Source organism: Phycicoccus sp. Soil803 (assembly GCF_001429685.1).
Taxonomy (GTDB): domain Bacteria; phylum Actinomycetota; class Actinomycetes; order Actinomycetales; family Dermatophilaceae; genus Pedococcus.
In genome coordinates this window covers 3380923-3402921 of record NZ_LMST01000001.1, presented here as the reverse complement: position 1 = coordinate 3402921, position 21999 = coordinate 3380923, and the positions used below count along the sequence as shown (strand labels likewise).

Here is a 21999-nt window from a genome sequence, read left to right as displayed (position 1 = left end):
GACAGGGAGCAGCAACCATGAAGTACGTCATCCTCATCCACTCCAACCCACAACCGTGGGGTCACCCCACCAGTGACTTCGTCGCCGAGCACCAGGCGTTGTCGCCCGAGGAGCGGGCGTCCCTCGAGGCCGACTTCGAGTCGGTGATGCAGGAGATGTCCGACACCGGCGAGCTGCTCGGCGGCCAGGCGCTCGGCGACCCCGCCGACGCGCGCCTGGTCCGGTGGCACGCCGGGCGGCGCAAGATCACCGAGGGCCCCTACGCCGAGACGGTCGAGCAGTTCGCCGGGTTCTTCCTCATCGACGTCGTCAGCCAGGAGCGAGCCGAGGAGGTGGCCGAGAAGTTCGCCGGACCGGGCGAGACCGTCGAGCTCCGCCCGGTCGCCACCTGACCCGGGGGCGCGGTCAGGACTCGGCCAACTGGCCGACTTTCCTGACCCGCGCGGCGTGTGGGGCTCGGGGAAGCGGGCAATTGGCCGACTTTCCTGACCCGCGCCGCCTGTGGGGCTCGGGGAAGCGGGCAATTGGCCGCTTCTGGGGTCAGACGACGCCGGGAGGCCCCTCCCCGACGGCGCTGTCCTCGCCGACGGGGATGACCGGGTCCGCGTCGGTCTGCCGCGGGCTTCGGTGCTCGAACAGCAAACCCCGGCACAACCCCAGCAGGGCGAGGTTGATGAAGACGAGCAGGTAGCCGGCGAACTCCTGGTCGAGCAGCCGGAAGAACTGCACCACGAACAGCTCGGCGAGCAACGCGATCTCGAACATCCGCAGGGCGCGCTCCCGGTCTCCGCGCACCCACCGGACGGTGGCCACGACGGCCAGAGCCGCCGAGGCGACGCTGAAGAGCCCGTAGATCACGTCGCTCGTCGTAGGGCCACTGGCGAGGAGGACCAGCGGGCGCACCATGGACGCCACGACGAACACGAGCACCACCACGACGGCGGTGCGCTTGACCAGCTCGAGCCGGGGCAGGCCGACGATCGTCCGCCGCGCCCGGGCGTAGGCGCGGGCGATGAAGGAGCTGGAGACCGCGGTGACCGGCAGCCCCTCGAGGGTGCGGCGCAGCGGCCCGGCCAAGGGCTCCGAGCCGCCCACCTCGCGCAGCAGGTCGATCGCGCGCTGCCGCTCCGCCTGGTCCATGTCGTGCGCTGCGGACTCCTTCAGCAGCTCGACGGCGTTGACGACCCGCTCACGATCGGTCAGGGGATGCCGTTGCACGACGAACGTGACGACGAGGTACATCCCGACGAACGTGCCGTAGATGATCGCGGCCACGGGTTCGTAGAAGTAGTTGTTGTCACCCGTGACGAACTTGCCCACCTCGTCGATGAACAACCCGAACCCGATGCCGGCGAACACCGTCGCGACGTTCCGCACGGCCCGGCTGAGGAACAGCATGAACATGAGCTGCGCGACGAGCATCCCGAGACCGCCCCAGAGCAGGTGGGCGAGGTGCAGGGTGCCGCCACCCAGCTGGGGGAAGCCGGTGGCCGCCAGGATCATCCGGGTCAGCGCGATCGACAGCACCGAGCAGACCAGGAAGACCTCGAAGCGGTCCGCGCCCTCGGCATCGCGGATCGGCAGTCGCGAGGGGGAGGGCACCTGGCGATGATGGCACGGCGAGGGCCCTACCCTTGGGCACGTGCCGATCGACCTCCACACCCACTCCACCGCGAGCGACGGCACCGAACCCTCCGAGGTCGTCGTGGCGCAGGCTGCGCGGGCCGGTCTCGACGTGGTGGCCCTCACCGACCACGACACGTATGCCGGGTGGCCGGCTGCCGTGGCAGCCGCCGGCGAGCTCGGCGTCGACCTGGTGCGCGGGGTCGAGGTGTCGTGCTCGCAGCGCGGGATCAGCGTCCACCTGCTGGCCTACCTGGTCGACCCTGAGGCCAGCGGCCTCCTGCACGAGCTGGACCGGGCCCGCGACTCGAGGGTGACCCGGATCGACCGGATGGTCGAGCTGATGGCTGCCGACGGCATACCCGTGACGATCGAGGAGGTGCGCGCGCAGGCAGGTGTCGGCACGACGATGGGTCGGCCACACATCGCCGACGCGCTCGTCGCGAGCGGCTTCGTGATGAGCCGCGACGAGGCGTTCGCCGATGTCCTGCGCAACGGCAGCCGCTACTACGTCTCCCACTACGCCCCCGACCCGGTGCGGGCCGTCGAGCTCGTGCGCGCGGCGGGCGGTGTGCCCGTGATGGCGCACCCGTTCGCGAACGGTCGCGGCTGGACCGTCGAGGACTCGGTCATCGAGCGGATGGCCGACGCCGGCCTGGCCGGGCTGGAGGCGCACCACCGCGACCACACGCCCGCGGAGCGCACCCACGCGGTCGAGCTCGCGGCGCGGCTGGGGCTGTTCGTCACGGGGTCGAGCGACTACCACGGCGCGGGCAAGGAGAACCGGCTCGGCGAGAACACGACGACCCCGGAAGTGCTCGCGCAGATCGAGGAACAGGCAACCAGCGGCATCGACGTGGTCAGGGTGGCACGAGCGTGAACGACATCATCAACCTCCAGACCTTCGGCTCGGTCTTCGTGACCCTGCTGGTGATCATGGACCCGCCCGGCGCCCTGCCGATCTTCCTCGCCCTGACCTCCTCGCTCACCCAGAAGCAGAAGGTCGCGGCGGCCCGTCGGGCGTCCCTCGTGGCGCTGGGCGTGATCGTCCTCTTCGCCGTGTTCGGGCAGCAGATCCTCACCTACCTGCACATCTCGCTCCCGGCGCTGCAGGGCGCCGGCGGTCTGCTGCTGCTCCTCGTGGCGCTCCAGCTGCTGACCGGGTCCGAGCAGGAGCAGCACGCCGACGCCGGGGTCAACGTCGCCCTGGTGCCGCTCGGCACCCCGCTGCTGGCCGGCCCGGGTGCCATCGTCGCGACGATGCTGCAGGTCAAGCGCGCCGACGCCGTGGGCGACTACATCGCCGTCGCGGCCGGTCTGGTCGCCACGATGTTCGTCGTCTGGTTGTTCTTCCGCTTCGCCAGCCAGGTGCACCGCGTCCTCAAGGACAGCGGCACGGTGCTGGTGACCCGGATCGCCGGCCTCCTGCTCTCCGCGATCGCGGTCCAGATGGTCGCCGACAGCATCCGCGCCTTTGTCAGCGGCACCGCCTAGCGTGGTCGGCATGGGCACGGGGGAAGTTGGCGACCAGGGTCACGGCGCGCGCGGCGTCCAGCAGGAGTTCGTGGGTATGCCGCGTCGCCTGTTCCGCGCCAGCCCGAGCAAGCTGCTGGCGTGGGTCGACTGCCCGCGGCGCTACCGCATGCAGTACCTCGACCGCCCGGCCCCGCCGTCGCGCCCGCAGCGAGCCCACACCTCGGTCGGGGTGGCCGTGCACAACGCGCTGCGCGACTGGTGGGACCTCCCGGTGGAGCAGCGCTCGCCGGCGGCCGGGGCTGAGCTGGTGCGCACGTCGTGGATCGACGTGGGCTTCCGCGACGCAGACCAGTCGATCGCGTGGCGTGAGCGGGCCCAGGGTCAGGTGGTCGCCTACCTCGACGACGTCGACCCGGCCCACCAGCCGCTGGGGATCGAGCGCACCGTCTCGCTGAAGACCGAGGTCTTCACGCTCCAGGGCCGCATCGACCGCCTCGACGACCGCGCCGGCGAGCTGGCCGTCGTCGACTACAAGATGAGCCGCTGGGAGCCCACCGACGACGACGCGCGCACGTCGCTCCCGCTCGCCCTCTACGCCGCGGCGGTGTGGAAGATGTTCCGGCGCAAGTGCGTGCGCGTCGAGCTCCACCACCTCCCGAGCGGGTCGGTCGCCAGCCACGAGCACTCTGGTGAGTCGCTCAAGCGCAAGATCGACGAGGCCGAGTCGATCGCCCGCGAGGCCCGACGGGCCGAGGACGACTACGCCGAGTTCGGCGTCGACTCGAGTCGGTTCCCCGCCAACGTCGGCCCGATCTGCCAGTGGTGCGACTTCCGGGCGCACTGCCCGGCGGGCCAGGCCTTCGGTCCGGAGAAGTCCGACTGGGCCGCCCTCGAGCAGCCGGCGCCCGCAGCTGCCGGGGACCTCTCCTAGCCAAGGCTTCTCGGTGGTGGACAGGGGCAACCTGTCCACCGACCAGCAGGCTGTGCCAGCCAAAAGCTTGCTGGTGTCACCAGTCCCAGCGGACCCCGACGACCCCCGGCCCGGCGTGGTGCAGGACGTGCTGCACGCTCGTCGACCCGTTCAGGTGGACCGGGCGGGACATGGTCCGACCCCCGAGGGTGCTGTAGGTCACGACCCGTGCAGGGAGCCGGGCAGGGGAGAACCGCACCCAGATCATCAGCTCGGTGACCTCGCGCACGAGGTAATACTCGATGCAGTGCTTGGAGCCGAGGTCGCGGGGGATCAGGACCCGGTGCTCGGCCGCAGCCGTCTCCCCGAGCCGCAGCGGCCGGTCGAGCACCAGCTCGGCCGCGAACACGCCGACCTCGGGTCGCGACACCTGACGACCGAGGGTGCACCCGCTCACCGGCACGAACTCGGCGCGCTCACCGCTCGGCACGTCGATGGTCAGCAGCGCGGGCAGGTGCTGGGCGCCCGGTCGCACGGCCCGCACCACGTTGCGGATGGTCCGCACTCGTTCGACGCCGTGTTCGTCGACATCGAGGGTGTCGTGGATGGTGACGTCGACCAGGCCCGGGTTGGCCCCGAAGCCCAGGTCGGCCAGGGCCAGCTCGGCGTCGGGGTGGTCGATGGGCAGGCCGACGGCGGTGACCTCCTGCTGGGTCAGGAACGGTCGACGACGAGGGCCGATCCGGTCCAGGAGGTGTCCGTGCGGCAGCTGGAGCAGCTCTTCGAGGTGCAGCACGGCGCGCAGGGACGAACCGCGCTGGGGCTTGCTGCGACCGGACTGCCAGTAGCTGAGGGTGGCGATGCTGACGGGGGTCCCGCGCTCCGCCAGCCTGCGGCGCAGGGACTCCAGGCTCCGGCCGCTCCCGGCGATGGCCGTGCGCAGCGCGTCGGGGAAGGCGTCCGGATCGCCCGGACGCGGCCTGTCCCGGGTGGCGCCGTCCACGGCGTCCCCTGATGTCATGCTGCCACCCCCTGCGCTGGGCGCTGCCTGCCGATTGGTCGGCTCGATGCAGCCCCCCGGCACCGAAGCTCTTGAAGCCTCAACCTTACAGACGCGGAAGCGGGATTCACGGACAATCCCAGGTTTCGGTGGGACGGGCGGCCACGGGGACGGCGCACTCACCTGACAGACTTGGCCCACCGGCATACCCATCTCCCGAGGGCAAGCACAGCAGAAGGGCGGCCACTGGTGGCGAGCACCCGCACGAAGCCGGCCACGATCGTCTCCGTGGCCAACCAGAAGGGCGGCGTCGCGAAGACGACGTCGGTCGCTTCGCTGGGCGCGGCGTTCGCGGAACAGGGCAAGCGTGTGCTCCTCGTCGACCTCGACGCGCAGGCCTGTCTGACCTTCAGCCTCGGTGTCGACCCCGACGAGGTGGACAGCTCGATCAACGAGGTGCTGCTCGGCAGGGCGACGATCGCCGACGTGCGGGTGGCCTGCGACGACGGGGTCGACCTGGTGCCGAGCGTGATCGACCTCGCGGGCGCCGAGGCCCAGCTGCTGCCGCGGCCCGGTCGGGAGTACGTGCTGCGCACGGCGCTCGAGGAGGTGCGGGACGAGTACGACGTGATCCTGCTCGACTGCTCCCCGAGTCTGGGTGTGCTGACCCTGAACGCCCTCACGGCGAGCCAGGCGCTGATCATCCCGATGCCGTGCGAGATGCTCAGCCACCGTGGTGTCGGCCAGCTGCTCGACACGGTGGGCGACGTCCAGAAGATCCTCAACAAGGACCTCGAGGTGTGGGGGATCCTGCCCACTCTCTTCGACGGCCGCAGCAACCACGCGCGTGAGGTCCTCGCGGACGTGGGCGAGCGGTACGACCTCCCCGTCCTGGACCCGCCGATCCCGAAGACGGTGCGGTTCGCGGAGGCGCCGGCCGTGGGGCGCTCGATCCTGGCAACCTCACGCACCTCGAAGGGCGCGAAGGCCTACCGCGACGTGGCCGCTGCGCTCGCCAAGAAGCTCTGAGCAGATCGCCATCGCCTGAACTGGCGACTGCGCTCATCGTCCGAACGGGTGTGATTGGGCGTATCCTCTGGCGTCGACCCCTGAATCCGTCGGTTGGCGCCCGTCCACGTGTATGGGCTGCAACCATCGGGTGAACCCCGCCTGCCGGTCTCCAGCGACCGCTGTTTGCCTGAGCTCACGCCCCCGAGGAGCTGTCCATGTCCATTGCCACTTCGACCCGCCCTTCTGGGCGAACGTCCTGGCTGGCTCGTCTCGCCGTGCTCGCCCTCGCGGCGGGGCTGCTCGCCGTGTCACCTGCCGGTCTGCTGCACGGCCACACCAGCGCGGCCGGAGCGACGACGACGACGGCGACGGTCCCTGCGGCGAGCTCGACGCACCCGTTCAGCGCACCGATCTGGTCCCCCCTGCGGTCCCCCGCCACGATCAGCTGCGTCAGGACGAACTGCACGAGCTCGAACGGTGAGCACTACCACGGCTACTGGGCGATCGACTTCCTCGGTGCCCGCGGAGACGGCATCTACGCGGCCGGCGCCGGGATCTTCCACGTGGGCGCCACCGAGCAGACCTGCGGCACCACCACCACCCAGACCGATGGCACCTGGGCCTGGGTCGACCACGGCGGCGGCAAGGTGACGAAGTACACCCACCTCGACTCGATCGCCGTCGCGGAGGGAGCGCTGGTCACACCGGCCACCATGATCGGGCGGATGGGTCACTGGGGCGACAGTGCCCCCTGCACCACCAACTACCTGCACTTCGAGGTGCGTGAGGGCGGGATCAAGGGGACCCGTGTCGACCCCGGCACGCTGCGCGCCTGCACGTCGGGGACCGTGGTCATGCCGACCATCTTCAACGGGAGCACGTCGTTCGACACCCTGCCCAAGATGGCCTACCGGACCCCGACCACCAACTCGTCCTGCATCACGGACGTCTGGAACAAGACTCCCGCGCAGCCGACCCTGACCGCCACCCGCGCACCGTCCTCGGCGAAGCTCGCGTGGGGCACCCCGCCGAGCGGAACGACGTCGGTGCGGGTGACCACCGAGCTCTGGGGACCGAGCTTCAACGGGTGGCACGCCCCGACGTACAAGACCTTTGCGGGCACCACGACGGGCACCACGATCACCGGACTGACCAACGGACGGACCTACCGCTTCCGCGTCACCTTCGGCAACAGCTCGGGCTTCAGCGCCTGGTCGTCGGCCAAGTCGGTCATCCCGGCGACCGTGCCGTCCGCTCCGCCCTCGCCGCGCTACCTCACCTCGCCCCAGCCGACCTACGTCCACTACGGCTGGTATGCCGCGACGGCCAACGGCGCGGCCGTCACCAAGTACACGACGCAGGTCCGCTGCCTCAAGAGCGGGGTCTGGCAGGCCTGGAAGAGCGCCACGACGGCTCCCTCGGTGATCTACTACAACCACTACGGGCTGACCGGGTACACCTACTGCCAGGTCCGGGTGAACGCCACCAACGGGATGGGCACCAGTGCCTGGTCCACGGTGAGCAGCATCTCCAAGGCCGCCTGAGCCGCGGACCTCGGCCGCCGGGGCGGAATAGCAGCACGGGGTGCGGACTTGTCCCCTGACGGTGACTGAACCCGAACCCCTGAGGAGACTCATGTCCCGCACTGCCGCACTGTCCACCGCCTCCGCAGGCGCCCCGCTCACGGCGACCACCATCGAGCGCCGCGACCTGCGTGACGACGACATCACCATCGACATCGCCTACGCCGGAATCTGCCACAGCGACATCCACCAGGTCCGCGAGGAGTGGGGCAGCGCGATCTTCCCCATGGTCCCCGGCCACGAGATCGCGGGGGTCGTCTCCTCCGTCGGCGACGGGGTGACCCGATACCGGGTCGGCGACCGCGTCGGCGTCGGCTGCATGGTCGACTCGTGCGGCGAGTGCGAGTTCTGCAAGGACGGCCAGGAGCAGTTCTGCGCCAAGGGTGCCGTGATGACCTACAACGGCAAGGGCTACGACGGCGAGGAGACCATGGGTGGCTACAGCCAGCAGGTCGTCGTCAGCGAGCGGTTCGCCGTCCGCATCCCCGACGCCCTCGAGCTCGACGTCGCGGCCCCGCTGCTCTGCGCCGGCATCACGACGTACAACCCGCTCAAGCGCTGGGGTGCCGGTCCCGGCACCAAGGTGGCCGTCGTCGGCCTCGGTGGACTCGGACACCTCGGGGTGAAGTTCGCGGCGGCCCTCGGGGCCGAGGTGACGGTCCTCAGCCAGTCGACCGCCAAGCAGGCCGACAGCACGCGGTTCGGCGCCGTCGACCACCGCGCCACCAAGGACGGGTCGACCTTCACGGACCTGCGCGGCCAGTTCGACCTGATCCTCAACACGGTGAGCGCGGACCTGCCGTTCGACGACTACCTCGCGCTGCTCAAGCCCAACGGGGCGATGGTCAACGTCGGAGCGCCCAGCGACCCGAGCTCGTTCCAGGCCTTCTCGCTGATCGGGGGCAGCAAGGTGCTGGCTGGCTCGAACATCGGCGGCATCCCGCAGACGCAGGAGATGCTCGACTTCGCGGCGGAGCACGGCATCGCCGCGGAGATCGAGACGATCAGCGCTGACCAGGTCAACGAGGCCTACGACCGGGTCGTCGCCTCTGACGTGCGCTACCGCTTCGTCATCGACACCGCCACGATCGGCGCCTGACTCCCGACCGGGCCGAGTTCGTGCGGAAACGCCCGGGTTTCCGGGCATTTCCGCACCGACTCAGGGGTGCAGGACTTCGCCGGGGCGGATGACCCGCACCCTGTCGTGGGGAGCCAGGGTCGGGCCGAGGTGGGCCCTGGTCGCGGCCGGGTCCACCGACTCGACGACGACTACGTAGATGTACCGGTCCTCGAACCTCACCTCCACCACGTGGGGGTCGGTGGCGATCCGGCCGAGCAGGTCCCGCATGGCCACGTTGGCCGCGTGGTTCCCGACCGGCAGCGTCACCGTCCCGCTGGAGATCGTCAGCCCCCAGGTGCCAGCCCACGCATGGTCCACCAGATAGCCCTCGTACGCGGTCGCGAACCGCGAGTACGTCGCCGGGGTGAGCTCGCCGTCCAGGCCGACCCAGGCTGTCGGGGACCAGTCGCTGGCCTCCCGGATCGGCCCGGCGCTCACGCCCGCGCTGGTGACGCCCGGCTGCTTCTCCAGCCATCGCTCGAGGCGCGCCTGGTGCGGCACGGTGCGCAGGACCACGACCGTGGCCACGCACACGAGCACGACCGCGGCCAGGACGGCGACCGGCTGGGTCAGTGGATGCTGTCGGATCCCCCGCATGCGCCGATGTTCGCAGGCGAGTCGGTCGGCGCGACGGCGCGTGACCGATCCGCAACCCCGCCGAGACGAAACAGGTATGCCGCGCGGTCCAGCCGCGCGGCATACCTGTTCATCGTGGGTGGGCCGGTCAGGCCTGGGTGCTGGTCTCCCCGGTCGCTCCGCCGCGGGTGCGGCGTCGGTTGCGGTTGCGGCGCGGCTTGGCGTCGCCGCCCTCGCTCGGGGCCGACGGGGCGCTGTCGCTGCGACGCTCGCCACTGCGGCCTCCGTCGCGACCTCCACGACCACCACTGTCGCGGCCACCGCCGTCGCGGCCACCGCCGTCGCGGCCACCGCCGTCCCGGGCACCGCGACCGCCGGCAGCCGGGCGACGACCGCTGGACTTGCCGGTCTCGCCGAGGTCCTCGAGCACCTCGGCGCCGAGGCCGGCGAGCTTCTGCGCGGCCTTGGGCAGGCGGCCCTTGGCGGTGCGCGGGATGTCGAGCTGCTCGTAGAAGTGCTCGGAGGAGGAGTAGGTCTCCTCGGGCTCGGGGATGCCGAGGTCGAGGGTCTTGTTGATCATGCCCCAGCGCGGCAGGTCGTCCCAGTCGACGAAGGTGACCGCGATGCCGGTGTTGCCGGCGCGGGCCGTGCGACCGATGCGGTGCAGGTAGGTCTTCTCGTCCTCGGGGCACTGGTAGTTGATGACGTGCGTGACGTTGTCGACGTCGATGCCGCGAGCCGCGACGTCGGTGGCGACGAGGATGTCGACCTTGCCGTTGCGGAACGCTCGCAGGGCCTGCTCGCGGGCGCCCTGACCGAGGTCCCCGTGGATCGGGGCGGCGGCGAAACCGCGGTCGATCAGGTCGTCGGCGACCTTGGCGGCAGTGCGCTTGGTACGGCTGAAGATGATGGTCAGGCCACGGCCCTCGGCCTGGAGCATGCGGGCCAGCATCTCGACCTTGTCCATCGCGTGGGCGCGGTAGACGAACTGCTCCACGGCCTTCACGGTGTGGGCGTTCTCCTGGTCGTCGCCCATCGCGCGGATGTGCGTCGGCTGGCTCATGTAGCGGCGGGCCAGGGCCACGACCGCGCCCGGCATGGTGGCCGAGAAGAGCATCGTCTGGCGGGCCGGCGACGTCATCGCGAGCAGCTTCTCGACATCGGGCAGGAAGCCCAGGTCGAGCATCTCGTCGGCCTCGTCGAGCACGACCGACTTGCAGTGCGACAGGTCGAGGTGGCCCTGCTTGGCCAGGTCGATGAGGCGACCCGGGGTGCCGACGACGATCTCGACGCCGTTGCGCAGCGCCTCGATCTGGGGCTCGTAGGCGCGGCCGCCATAGACGGTGAGCACGCGGATGCCACGGCGCTTGCCGGCCCGCTCGAGGTCGCTGGCGACCTGGACGGCGAGCTCACGGGTCGGGGCGACCGCGAGGGCCTGCGGCTTGCCGGCGTGGGGGAAGGTGTCCCAGGCGTCGTCGCCGCGGGCGATGGTGCGGTTGAGCATCGGGACGCCGAAGCCCAGCGTCTTGCCGGTGCCGGTCTTGGCCTGGCCGATGATGTCGTGGCCGCCGAGGGCGACCGGCAGGGTCATCGCCTGGATGGGGAAGGGCGAGACGATGCCGGCATCGCTCAGGGAGGCGACGATGTCGGGGTGGACGTCGAAGTCCGCGAAGGTCGGGGCTGCGGGCACGACAGCATCCGTGGTGGTTTCAGTCATGAAGTTCTCTCGATCGGGGGCACACCCAGAGGGGGCGCGCTCGCGCAAGCGGGCCGATCGGAGGTCTTCGTCAATGCTTGTGAGCGGGGTCGCGGAGCGGGTCCGCGGCTGATTCGTGCCGACCGGGCACCTTTGACCTCAGCAGTCTAGCCCGGGCGGCGTGACATCCCTGCATCGACGGCGTCCCACGAGGGGCGCCGTTAGGGTGACCGACATGACCAAGGACGACTGGCTGGCCGACCCGCAGTACCGCGACGCCGTCGCAGACCTGCTCGGGGTGCTGGCCTACGGCGAGCTCACGGCGTTCACCCGGCTGGCGGGGGACAGCGAGCTCTCACCCAGCCAGCCGCTCAAGGCCGCGGTGGCCGGGCTGGCCGTGGCCGAGTTCCGGCACTACGAGATCCTCGTCGCGCGGCTCGACGAGATGGGCATCGACCCGGAGGCCGCGATGGCCCCGTTCCTCGCGCCGATCGACGCGTTCCACGAGCGGACCAAGCCGAGCAGCTGGCTCGAGGGCCTGGTCAAGGCCTACGTCGGCGACGGCATCGCGACGGACTTCTACCGGGAGATCGCGGCCTACGTCGACCCCTCGACCCAGGCCCTGGTGCACTCGGCGATGGAGGATGTCGGGCAGGCCGAGTTCGTCGTGAAGGTCGTGCGCGAGGCCATCAAGGCCGACCCGAAGATCGCCGGGCGCCTCGCGCTCTGGGGGCGCCGCCTCGTGGGGGAGGCGCTCTCGCAGGCGCAGCAGGTGGCCGTCGAACGCGACGCCCTGGCCTCCCTCCTGGTCGGTGGGGTCGGCGGTCCCGACCGGCCGAGCGCCGACCTGGCCGAGCTGGGCCGGATGTTCGCGCGGCTGACCGACGAGCACACCCGGCGGATGGGTCGCCTCGGCCTCGCCGCCTGACCCCACCTGCGACTTCGGGCCACTGGTGTCGCTCGCGGGCCCGGAGACGGGGGCCTGGTGCGGCATGCGTGGCCAGAAGTGCGGGAGGGTGGCATGCGGGAGGGGGATGCGGAAGGGCCCCGTCCTGGTGGACGGGGCCCTTCGGTCAGGTCAGGACAGACCCGGCTTGCTGGGTCAGCGAACCTGCTTCCGGCCGGTGACCGCGCCGTAGATGACGACCAGGACTGCAGCGACGACGATGCTGATGATCCAGCGGATCCAGTCGATGCCCGAGGTGTTCCCCTTGTCGGAGATGGCACCCCACAGGTAGTACCCGGCGAGCGCGCCGAGGATGCCGAGGATGACGGTGACGATCAGGCTGATGTTCTGCTTGCCCGGGAGGACGAGCCGCGCCAGGAATCCAATTACCGCACCGAAGATGATGGTGCCAATCACAGCTCCCATGACTGCACTCCTTCTACACGGCACAAACCGTGCTGACGTGGGCCCTGATCGGGCCCGTACGTCCCCAACTCGACCACGAATCGCCTCGAAACGCACGTTTCGTGCCTGCGTGCCGCATTAAGAAGTGGACACGATGCCGTCGCGTTTGTGCAGGTCAGAGGCTCGCCGGGGTCAGCCAGGCGCTGGAGTCGTCAGACTCCGAAGCCCACCCCACGCTTCTCGGACTCACCGATCTGCACGTAGCCGAGGACCGAGGCGGGGACCAGGAGCTGGCGGCCCTTGTCGTCGGTCAGCGTGAGGACGGCGCCCTTCTCGAGCGAGGCGCTCACGGCTGCGGCGACCTCCGCCGCGCCCTCGCTGGACTCGAAGACGACCTCACGTGCGACGTTCTGGACACCGATGCGGACCTCCACGGTGGTTCCTCTCTGTGCTGGGTGTGGCCGCGGTGGCGCCCCTGACGGGGAGGTCACGGTCCACGGTGGGCACGCGGCATACGAGCGCGTGCGGATCTGTCGACAAGGCTAACGAGCGGTGTGTCAGGAACCTTCCCCGCCCACCTTGGGGAACGACCCGAGCCCCCGCCAGGCGAGTGCGCCCATGAGCAGCGCGGCCTCGTCCTTGGGGACGTCGGAGCCCTGGGCGAGCCAGTGCCGGGCGCTGACCTGAGCCAGTCCGGTGAGGGCCATGCCCAGCAGGGAGGCGTCCTCGTCGGTCAGCCCGGTGTCCTCGGCGATCACCTCGGCGACCGCCTCGGCGCAGACCAGGCCGACGGCGTCGAGGCGGTTGCGCACCGCGGACTCGTTGGTGAGGTCGGACTCGAAGATGAGCCGGAACGCCGCACCGTCGCGCGAGACGAAGTCGAAGTACGCGGCGATGGTCGCGTAGACGCGTTCCTTGTTGTCGTGGGTGGACGCGAGCGCCTCGCGGACCAGCTGCTCGAGCGCCTCGCTGTGCTTGTCGAGCAGCGCCAGGTAGAGCTCGAGCTTGCCGGGGAAGTGCTGGTAGAGGACCGGCTTGGAGACGCCCGCCCGGTCGGCGATGTCGTCCATCGCGGCGGCGTGGTACCCGGACTCGACGAAGGCGGCCTGCGCGGCATCGAGGAGCTGTGCGCGGCGGGCCGACCGGGGGAGGCGCTGGCCGCGGGCGTTGTCGGTGCCTGGGACTGCTCGAACTGACATGGGGACTCTCTGTTCGGCGGTGGTGCAGCCTGACTGCGGTGTCGAGGACATCGTACGGGTGGGTAACCTGCATCACATGGCGATCCCACCGCTGGTCGCGCCCGGACCTGAGCTCAGCACCGAGCAGAAGGCCCGGTACGCCCGCCACATCCTGCTCCCCGAGATCGGCGTCGAGGGCCAGCGACGGCTGGCCAACGCGCGCGTCCTCGTGGTCGGTGCGGGGGGTCTCGGGTCGCCCGCGCTGATGTACCTCGCGGCGGCCGGCGTCGGGACCATCGGGGTGGTCGACGACGACGTGGTCGACGCGTCGAACCTCCAGCGCCAGGTCGTGCACGGTGTCGCCGACGTGGGGCGGTCCAAGACGGAGTCGGCGGCCGAGACCGTCGCGGCGATCAACCCGCTGGTCACCGTCGTGCGCCACGACCTGCGGCTCACCTCCGAGAACGCCCTCGAGATCCTGGCCGACTACGACGTGGTCCTCGACGGCGCCGACAACTTCCCGACCCGCTACCTCGTCAACGACGCGTGCGTCTTCCTGGGGCTGCCGCACGTCTGGGGGTCGATCTACCGGTTCGACGGCCAGGTCTCGGTGTGGTTCGCCGGCCACGGACCGTGCTACCGCTGCGTCTTCCCCGACCCGCCACCGCCGGACGCCGTGCCGTCGTGTGCGACCGGCGGGGTACTCGGTGTGCTGTGCGCGGCAGTCGGGTCAGTCCAAGTGGCGGAGGCGTTGAAACTCATTGTGGGACAAGGTGATCCGCTCGTCGGCCGCCTACTCGTCCACGACGCGCTGCGCCAGACCTGGGACTCCCTCACGGTGCGCGCGGACCCCGACTGCCCCGTGTGCGGGGAGTCCCCGACCGTCACCTCCCTGGTGGACTACGAGCAGTTCTGCGGTATGCCGGGTGCCTCCGACGTGCCCGACGGGCAGGAGGGTGCCGTGCCCGGCTTCGCCGACGTCTCCGCGAAGGAGCTCGCCCAGATGCTGGCCGAGCGGGAGAGCGGCGACCGGACCTTCGAGCTGGTCGACGTCCGTGAGCCGGGCGAGCGGGCGGTCGTGTCCATCCCGGGGTCGCGCGCCCTGCACCTCGACCGGTTCCGGGACGGGACCGCCGTGGACGAGCTGCCGGCGGACACCCCGGTGGTGCTGCTGTGCAAGTCCGGGGTCCGGTCGGCGGAGGCGGCTGGCTTGCTCGCCGCGGCCGGTCGCACGGAGGTCGCGAACCTCACCGGCGGGGTGCTGGCCTGGGTGCGCGACGTCGACCCGAGCCTGCCGGTCTACTGAGCGGCTACCGAGGGAGACAGTGATGGTGACGCAGGCGGGCCAGGTGAGTGGTGCCCCCAGCGAGTTCGCGGACGACGTGCTCGAGGTCGTCGACACGATCCCCGAGGGCATGGTGATGACGTACGGCGACATCGCGGAGCTGCTCGGGCGTGGCGGGGCACGAGGCGTCGGCAACGTCATGGCGCGCTACGGCTCCGACGTGCCGTGGTGGCGGGTGATCCGCTCCGGTGGCTACTTCCCCCAGGGGCTCGAGGAGGAGGCCCTCGCGCACTACCGCGAGGAGGGGACGCCGCTGGTGCGCGGCCAGGTCGACGGCCGCCGCGTCGACCTCGCCAGGGCGCGCTGGCTGGGGGCCCGGCCGCCAGTCCCGCCACCCCCGGGCTGACGCGTGGCTTCACCCCGAAAGGTTGTCCTTCACCCGGGAAACCTTCCGGGGTGAAGGACAACCTTCTCCCTAGACCCGATAAAGCTGGGGCGGGGGGTGCGGGGAGATGTCGGTCGGGGATGGTGGGATGGGTCCGTGCTGAACCTCCGCCGCGCCCCGAGCGTGGTGGCCGAGGCGCCGCCGCTCGACGACGTCCAGCTGGCCGCACTCGCCCACCGCGGTGGAGTGCTGCGGGTGCTCGGCGGCCCCGGCACCGGCAAGACCACCACGGCCATCGAGGCCGTGGTCTCCCGGGTCGAGTCGGGCGAGGCCACGCCCGACCAGTGCCTCATCCTCACCTCCTCGCGGGTCGCGGCCGGCAGCCTGCGTGAGCGGGTCACGGCCCGGCTGGGCGGCACCTCGACCGAGCCGCTGGCCCGCACCCACCAGGCCCTCGGCTTCGGCATCCTGCGGCAGGCCGCGGCCCTGCGCGGTGACCCCACCCCGCGACTGCTCAGCGGGCCCGAGCAGGACGTCATCCTGCGCGAGCTGTTGGCCGGACACGTTGCCGAGGGCACCGGTCCCGCCTGGCCCGAGCGGGTGCACCTCGCGATGGGCACGAGGGGGTTTCGCGGCGAGCTGCGCGACCTGTTGATGCGCGCGGTCGAGCACGACCTGGAGCCGCACGACCTCGCCCGCCTCGGCCGGGCGCACGACCGAGCCGAGTGGGTGGCCGCGGCCGAGGTGCTGGCGGAGTACGACGAGGTCACGGCGCTGTCCGCGCCCGGCGCCTACGACCCGGCCTGGATCCTCGGTGCGGCGGCCGACCTGCTCGAGGAGGACCCGGCCGCCCGCGCCCGGCTCGTCGACGGGCTGCGCCTGGTCGTGGTCGACGACGCCCAGGAGCTCACCTCGGCGGCGGCCCGGCTGTTGCGCACCATCGCCTCGCCCGGGCTCGACCTCGTCCTGCTGGGCGACCCCGACAGCGCGGTGCAGACCTTCCGCGGCGCCGATCCCCGCCACCTCAGCGACGGATGGGTGCAGCTCGGCTCCCGCGCGGTGGAGGGCCCCAGGTCCGCCGGCGGTGAGCCGCGCACCCTCGTGCTGCCCACGGCATACCGGCTGCCGCAGGCGGTCGTCGACGCGGCGGCCAGGGTGGCACCCAAGATCGGTGCGCTGGCCGGCGGCGTCCAGCGCGGTGCGGCCGCAGGCCGAGCAGGGGGCCGCGTCGACGTGCGGCTCCTGCGCGCGGTGAGCCAGGAGGCCAGCCACGTCGCCGCCGAGCTGCGCGAGTCGCACCTGAGGTTCGGGATCCCGTGGTCCGAGATGGCGGTCATCGTGCGTGGCCAGGGGCGCACGTCCACGCTGCGACGGGTGCTGATGGCTGCGGGGGTGCCGGTCGCCGGCACCGCGACCGACCTGCCGGTACGCGACGAGGTGGCGGTGCGTCCGTTGCTGGCCCTGCTCGAGGTCGTGCTCGACCGCGCCCGGGGCGTCGACGAGCCGCTGCCGCCCCAGATCGCCGTCGACACCCTGCTGTCGCCGATCGGCGGTGCCGACGCGGTCGGGCTGCGTCGGCTGCGGCGCGCGCTGCGCCGGCTCGAGCTCGAGGGCGGTGGTGGGCGCACCAGTGACGAGCTGCTCGCCGAGGCGCTGCTCGCGCCAGGTGCCCTGGTCGAGGTGGGGGCCGAGGGGCATCCCGCCCGCCGCGTCGCCGCGACGATCGCCGCCGGGGTCAAGGCGGCCCGTGGGGTGGTCGACGACACCCCGACCGGACCGGTCTGGCGGTGGGAGCCGGGGGTCAGCGCCGAGTCGGTGCTGTGGGCCATGTGGGCCGCGACGGGTCTGGGTGGGGAGTGGCAGGCCACCGCGCTCGCCGGCGGCCCCGGAGCCGGTCGTGCCGACCGTGACCTCGACGCCGTGGTCGGGCTCTTCGACGCCGCGGCGAAGTTCGTCGACCGCCTGCCGCAGGCCGGTCCCGAGGAGTTCCTCACCCACATCGGCAGCCAGGACATCCCGGGCGACACCCTGGTCGCGCGCTCGCCCGTCGGTGAGTCGGTGACGGTCACGACGCCCCAGGCCGCCGCCGGCCGGCAGTGGCAGCTGGTGGTCGTGGCGGGCGTGCAGGAAGGCGTGTGGCCCGACCTGCGCCTCCGCGGATCGCTGCTGGGGTCGGAGCACCTGGTCGATGTCGTGTCCGGGCGCGCGGGCACGTTCCGGGCCGCACAGGCCGCGGTGCGCTACGACGAGACCAGGTCGTTCCTCGTGGCGCTCACCCGGGCGAGTGACCGGGTGGTCGTGACGGCGGTGCGTTCCGACGACGAGCAGCCGTCGGTCTACCTCGACGTCGTCGACCCCGAAACCATTGCGACACAAGGAGATCGACCGTTCGCCGAGGTCGCGCGCACGATGACCCTGCCGACCCTGGTGGGTGAGCTGCGCCGCCAGCTGGTCTCCGACGACACCTCGGTACGCCGCACGGCGGTGGCGGCGCTGGCCCGGCTGACCCGCGAGGGAGTCCCGGGGGCCGACCCGGCGCAGTGGTGGGTGCTGCGCGGGCTGTCCGACGAGCGACCGCTGCGCGAGCCCGACCAGGAGGTGCGGGTCTCGCCGAGCAAGGTGGAGTCGTTCGGCAACTGTGGCCTGCGCTGGATGCTCGGCTCGGTCGGGGGCGACGGCCCGTCGGTCGGCGCTGCCGACATCGGCACGCTGGTGCACGACATCGCCGCCGAGCTCGGCGACGTCGACGCCGACACGCTCGTGGCCGAGGTGGACGCCCGCTGGGGACGCCTCGGTATGCCGGCCGGCTGGGTCTCGGACCGCAAGCGCCACGAGGCGCACGGCATGGTCCGGCGGCTCGCGACCTACTTCGACGAGGCCCGTGCCGGGGGGTGGGTCCGACTCGGGGCCGAGGTGGACATGAAGGTCGTCCTCGGTCGGGCGGTGCTCAGCGGCAAGGTCGACCGGATCGAGGGCACGCCCGACGGCACGGCCCTGCGGGTGGTCGACTACAAGACCGGCAGCACCAAGCCGCGCACCGAGGAGCTCGACCGGCACCCGCAGCTGGGTGCCTACCAGCTGGGCGTCGAGCGGGGTGCCTTCGGCGAGCTGGGCGACCGCTCGGCCGGAGCGGCGCTGCTCCAGGTCGGCAAGGCGGCCCTCGTGAAGACGACCTTGCAGACCCAGGGCCCACTGAGTGCCGACCCGGAGCCGCAGTGGGCCGCCGAGCTGGTCACCAGCACGGCCGAGGGGATGGCCGGCGCCACGTTCCAGGCGACCGTGGGCGACTGGTGCAAGCTCTGCCAGGTGCGGGCGTCGTGCCCCGCCCAGCCCGAGGGGCGGGTGCTGTGATGACGCGTTCCCTGTTGTCCGCCACGGAGATCGCGGCCGCACTCGGTCAGCCGCCCCCCACCGACCAGCAGGTGCGGGTGATCGAGGCGCCGATGTCGCCGCTGCTCGTCGTCGCCGGCGCCGGGTCCGGCAAGACCGAGACGATGACCGGTCGGGTGGTCTGGCTCGTCGCCAACGGCTTCGTCGAGCCCGACCAGGTCCTCGGCCTGACCTTCACCCGCAAGGCCGCGACCGAGCTGTCCGAACGCATCGGTGCTCGGCTCCGGCTGCTCCAGCAGCGCAATGTCTGGCACCCCCGCACCGACGACGCCGAGACCGGGGCCGAGGTCCTCGGCGGCACGCCGACCGTGTCGACCTACCACTCGTATGCCGGTCGGCTGGTCCGTGAGCACGCGCTGCGGCTGGGTTACGAGTCGGAGTCGCGGCTGCTGTCCGAGGCGGCTGCGTGGCAGTACGCGTCCGAGGTCGTGGCCGCGTACGACGGCCCGATGGACGAGGTCCGCTTCGCGGAGTCGACGGTCACGGCAGCCGTCGTCGACCTGGCCGGTGAGATGGCCGAGCACCTCGTCGAGGTCGGTGACGTGGCGGCCTACCTCGAGCGGGTGCTGGGCTCGCTGGCGGCGCTTCCGCCGCACGTCGGCGCGCGGGGCAAGGACCTGCCCGGCGAGGTGAAGAAGATGCGCGAGCAGCTCCTGGCCCGCGCGGGGGTGCTGCCCATGGTGGAGCGCTACCTCACCCTCAAGCGCACCCGCGACGCGATGGACTTCGCCGACCAGATGGCGCTGGCCGCCAGGCTGGCGATCGGGTTCGAGGACATCGGGAGGATCGAGCGTGAGCGGTTCGGGGCCGTGCTCCTCGACGAGTTCCAGGACACCTCGGCTGCCCAGCTCCAGCTGCTGCAGTCGTTGTTCATGGCCCCGGGGGAGCCGTCTCCGGTCACCGCGGTCGGTGACCCGCACCAGTCGATCTACGGCTGGCGGGGAGCCAGTGCGACCACGCTCAGCGAGTTCCGGCGGGCGTTCGGTGGACCGGAGGGCCTGGCTCCCGTGCTCCCGCTCGCCACCAGCTGGCGCAACGACGAGGCCGTACTCGACGTCGCCAACGCCGTGGCCGAGCCGCTTCGTGAGCGCTCGACCGTGCCGGTCGACCAGCTCGTCGCCCGCGACGGCGCCGGGCCGGGCCGGGTCGTGGCGGCGCGCGTCGAGACGGCCGGTGAGGAGGCAGCGCTGGTCGCCGACTGGCTGGCGCAGCGACGAGCGGCAGGTGCGAAGTCGGCTGCGGTGCTGTGCCGCAAGCGATCTCAGTTCGCGCCACTCATCGACGCGCTCGAGACGAAGGGCGTGCCCTACGAGGTGGTCGGGCTCGGTGGGCTGCTCCTCACGCCCGAGGTCGAGGACATCACCGCCCTGCTCCACGTGGTGCACGACCCCAGCCGCGGCGACCAGCTCATGCGCCTGCTCACGGGGCCGCTCTGCCGGCTGGGGGCGGCCGACCTCGACGGGCTGATGGCGTGGGCCCGTCACCAGCAGGACCTGCGTCTGGGCATCGACGACCGGTCGGCCCCCGACGACGACGACGATGCCGAAGGGGCAGTCATCGGGTCGGCGACGGCCGGCAGCGGCAGTGGTGACGCGGGCCCGGCCCGGCTGGTGCGCGACCAGTCCCCGGACAGCTCCGACCGGGTGAGCATCGTCGAGGCGGTCGACGACCCGCCTCGGCCCGGCTGGACCAGCTGGGACGGCAAGCGGGTCAGCGACGTGGGGCTGGGGCGGCTCCGAGGGCTGCAGCAGGCCATCCGCCGGCTGCGCTCGTTGTCCGCCCTGCCACTGGCCGACCTGGTGGGGGAGGCCGAGCGCGCCCTCGGCCTCGACATCGAGGTGCTCGCCCGCGAGGGCTACACCCCAGCCGCAGCCCGAGCCCACCTCGACGCCTTCGCCGACGTCGCCGCGACCTTCACGGTCAGCGCCGACCGACCCAACCTCGGGGGCTTCCTGGCCTGGCTCGCCGCAGCCCTGAAGGAGGAGCGCGGGCTGGACAAGGGCTACATCGAGGCGTCCTCCGACGCGGTGCAGATCCTGACGATCCACGCGGCGAAGGGTCTGGAGTGGGACGCCGTGGCCGTCCCCGGGCTCGTCGAGGGCTCGTTCCCGGCGCTGGCCTCGGCCGCGAGTCGTTCGAACGGCGAGGCGTGGACGATGTCCGACCCCAAGCAGCGCGGGTGGATCGGTGGCCTCTCCGACGGGGGCATCCCCTACGCCCTGCGGGGAGACCGTGACGGTCTGCCGCTGCTCGACTGGGAGGGGGCCGGCGACTGGAAGGACATGGAGACCCGGGTCGAGCGGTTCCTGCGGGCCGGCGGCGACCACGGCGTCGACGAGGAGCGACGCCTCGCCTACGTCGCGTTCACCCGGGCGAGGTCGGACATGCTGCTGTCCGCCTCGGTCTGGACCGACGGCAAGACGCCGAAGGTGACGTCCCGCTTCCTGCTCGAGGTCGTCGAGGCCCGGCCACCCCTGCCGGTCACCCGCCTCGCCTGGGTCGACCTCCCCGACCCCGCAGAGCCTGCCGAGGCCGTCAACCCGACCGCCGCGACCGCTGTCAGCGTGCAGTGGCCCGCAGATCCCCTGGCCCACCGTCGGGCTGCGCTGGCCGCAGGAGCGGAGGCGGTGCGCGCCGCGGTCGCGGGACAGGTGGACGGCTCGGGCGCTGCGCCAGCGCTGGCGGAGCAGGGCATGTTCCCGCTGCCGGGTGACGCCCTGACCGTGCTGGAGGAGCTCGACCTGCTGCTCGAGGAGCGCCGCAGGCTCGCGCACCGTGGTGACGTCACGGTCCTCATGCCGCGCCACCTGTCGGCCTCCGCCGTCGTCAGCCTGGCCCAGGACCCGGCGCGGTTCGCCTCGGCCCTGCGCCGACCGATGCCCGAACCGCCCGCGCTCGCCGCTCGCCGTGGCACGGCCTTCCATGCCTGGGTCGAGCAGCACTACGCGCAGGCGGCGATGGTCGACATCCTCGACCTGCCGGGCAGCGCGGACGACGACCCCGGCGACGACGCGGACCTGCCCCTGATGAAGGAGCGCTTCCTCGCCAGCGAGTGGGCCCACCGCACCCCCGCGGAGATCGAGATCGCGGTCGAGACCGTCATCGACGGGATCGCGGTGCGCGGGCGGATCGACGCGGTGTTCCCGCGCCCGGGAGGTGGTTTCACGATCGTCGACTGGAAGACCGGGTCCAAGCCCACCGGCGAGTCCGCACGGTCGCGGGCCCTCCAGCTGGCGGCCTACCGGGTGGGCTTCGCCCGACTGCGTGGTCTGGGCCTCGACGAGGTCGACGCGGCGTTCTACTACGCAGGCACCGGCGAGACGGTCTGGCCCGAGCTCCCCGACGACGCGGCACTCGCCGCGCTGCTGGGGACCGTCCCCGACGCCTAGGCCGGGTCAAGCCTNACGTGGTGCGG

General features: G+C 71.8%; 19 protein-coding genes. 12 read left to right on the top strand and 7 right to left on the bottom strand.

The features are described from left to right. The first annotated feature begins 17 nt into the window (after positions 1-17). Positions 18-392, top strand: a complete 375-nt coding sequence (locus ASG95_RS15755; RefSeq protein WP_057378071.1) for a YciI family protein — start codon at positions 18-20, stop codon at positions 390-392. 148 nt (positions 393-540) lie between these two features. Here ASG95_RS15755 and ASG95_RS15750 read toward each other — a convergent pair whose 3' ends face one another. Next, complete coding sequence (locus ASG95_RS15750) at positions 541-1602, bottom strand: hypothetical protein (RefSeq protein WP_057378070.1); 1062 nt, start codon at positions 1600-1602, stop codon at positions 541-543. A gap of 40 nt (positions 1603-1642) precedes the next feature. Here ASG95_RS15750 and ASG95_RS15745 point away from each other — a divergent pair, with 40 nt between their 5' ends. Genes ASG95_RS15745 through ASG95_RS15735 form a run of 3 tightly spaced genes read left to right on the top strand, consistent with a single transcriptional unit; the run spans position 1643 to position 4030 of the window. Then, a complete protein-coding gene (locus ASG95_RS15745; protein ID WP_057378069.1) occupies positions 1643-2503 on the top strand; it encodes a PHP domain-containing protein in 861 nt (286 codons plus the stop codon). Further along, entirely contained in the window at positions 2500-3117 is a 618-nt protein-coding gene (locus ASG95_RS15740) for a MarC family protein (RefSeq protein ID WP_056923878.1), read from the top strand. The genes ASG95_RS15745 and ASG95_RS15740 overlap by 4 nt, the downstream gene beginning before the upstream one ends. Before the next feature lie 10 nt (positions 3118-3127). Continuing rightward, on the top strand, positions 3128-4030 hold the full coding sequence (locus ASG95_RS15735; RefSeq protein ID WP_235543932.1) for a PD-(D/E)XK nuclease family protein: 903 nt from the start codon (positions 3128-3130) through the stop codon (positions 4028-4030). Positions 4031-4106: 76 nt separating this feature from the next. On the opposite strand, the gene ASG95_RS15730 is transcribed toward ASG95_RS15735, so the two are convergent. Beyond that, complete coding sequence (locus ASG95_RS15730) at positions 4107-5030, bottom strand: hypothetical protein (RefSeq protein ID WP_157582157.1); 924 nt, start codon at positions 5028-5030, stop codon at positions 4107-4109. Positions 5031-5258: 228 nt separating this feature from the next. Between ASG95_RS15730 and ASG95_RS15725 the strand changes: the two genes are divergently transcribed. From ASG95_RS15725 to ASG95_RS15715, 3 genes are all read left to right on the top strand, one after another. Beyond that, positions 5259-6038, top strand: coding sequence for a ParA family protein (locus ASG95_RS15725; RefSeq protein WP_235543930.1), 780 nt, complete (start codon positions 5259-5261; stop codon positions 6036-6038). Between the two features lie 197 nt (positions 6039-6235). Further along, complete coding sequence (locus tag ASG95_RS15720) at positions 6236-7564, top strand: peptidoglycan DD-metalloendopeptidase family protein (RefSeq protein WP_082592680.1); 1329 nt, start codon at positions 6236-6238, stop codon at positions 7562-7564. A 91-nt stretch (positions 7565-7655) separates the two neighbouring features. Continuing rightward, positions 7656-8702, top strand: a complete 1047-nt coding sequence (locus ASG95_RS15715; RefSeq protein WP_057378066.1) for an NAD(P)-dependent alcohol dehydrogenase — start codon at positions 7656-7658, stop codon at positions 8700-8702. A gap of 60 nt (positions 8703-8762) precedes the next feature. On the opposite strand, the gene ASG95_RS15710 is transcribed toward ASG95_RS15715, so the two are convergent. Further along, positions 8763-9320 carry a hypothetical protein gene (locus ASG95_RS15710; protein WP_057378065.1) on the bottom strand — a complete coding sequence of 186 codons (558 nt, stop codon included), beginning with the start codon at positions 9318-9320 and terminating at the stop codon, positions 8763-8765. Between the two features lie 127 nt (positions 9321-9447). Next, positions 9448-11016 carry a DEAD/DEAH box helicase gene (locus tag ASG95_RS15705; RefSeq protein WP_057378064.1) on the bottom strand — a complete coding sequence of 523 codons (1569 nt, stop codon included), beginning with the start codon at positions 11014-11016 and terminating at the stop codon, positions 9448-9450. Between the two features lie 214 nt (positions 11017-11230). Between ASG95_RS15705 and ASG95_RS15700 the strand changes: the two genes are divergently transcribed. Continuing rightward, entirely contained in the window at positions 11231-11923 is a 693-nt protein-coding gene (locus ASG95_RS15700) for a ferritin-like fold-containing protein (protein WP_057378948.1), read from the top strand. Between the two features lie 174 nt (positions 11924-12097). On the opposite strand, the gene ASG95_RS15695 is transcribed toward ASG95_RS15700, so the two are convergent. The 3 genes from ASG95_RS15695 to ASG95_RS15685 all read right to left on the bottom strand — a co-directional run bounded on the left by ASG95_RS15695 (position 12098) and on the right by ASG95_RS15685 (position 13545). Continuing rightward, a complete protein-coding gene (locus ASG95_RS15695; protein ID WP_057378063.1) occupies positions 12098-12367 on the bottom strand; it encodes a GlsB/YeaQ/YmgE family stress response membrane protein in 270 nt (89 codons plus the stop codon). A gap of 191 nt (positions 12368-12558) precedes the next feature. Continuing rightward, positions 12559-12780: a DUF3107 domain-containing protein gene (locus ASG95_RS15690; protein ID WP_057378062.1), complete on the bottom strand. Its 222-nt coding sequence runs from the start codon at positions 12778-12780 to the stop codon at positions 12559-12561. A gap of 123 nt (positions 12781-12903) precedes the next feature. Then, positions 12904-13545, bottom strand: coding sequence for a TetR/AcrR family transcriptional regulator (locus ASG95_RS15685; protein ID WP_057378061.1), 642 nt, complete (start codon positions 13543-13545; stop codon positions 12904-12906). 76 nt (positions 13546-13621) lie between these two features. On the opposite strand from ASG95_RS15685, the gene moeB reads away from it, so the two are divergent. From moeB to ASG95_RS15665, 4 genes are all read left to right on the top strand, one after another. Continuing rightward, the gene (moeB, locus tag ASG95_RS15680) at positions 13622-14830 is read left to right on the top strand and encodes a molybdopterin-synthase adenylyltransferase MoeB (RefSeq protein ID WP_057378060.1); all 1209 of its coding nucleotides are present in this window, start codon (positions 13622-13624) and stop codon (positions 14828-14830) included. Positions 14831-14873: 43 nt separating this feature from the next. Further along, the gene (locus tag ASG95_RS15675) at positions 14874-15215 is read left to right on the top strand and encodes an MGMT family protein (protein ID WP_235543927.1); all 342 of its coding nucleotides are present in this window, start codon (positions 14874-14876) and stop codon (positions 15213-15215) included. 135 nt (positions 15216-15350) lie between these two features. Next, positions 15351-18545, top strand: coding sequence for an ATP-dependent DNA helicase (locus ASG95_RS15670; RefSeq protein ID WP_057378058.1), 3195 nt, complete (start codon positions 15351-15353; stop codon positions 18543-18545). Next, entirely contained in the window at positions 18545-21973 is a 3429-nt protein-coding gene (locus tag ASG95_RS15665) for an ATP-dependent DNA helicase (protein WP_057378057.1), read from the top strand. The genes ASG95_RS15670 and ASG95_RS15665 overlap by 1 nt, the downstream gene beginning before the upstream one ends. The last annotated feature ends 26 nt before the right edge of the window (positions 21974-21999 follow it).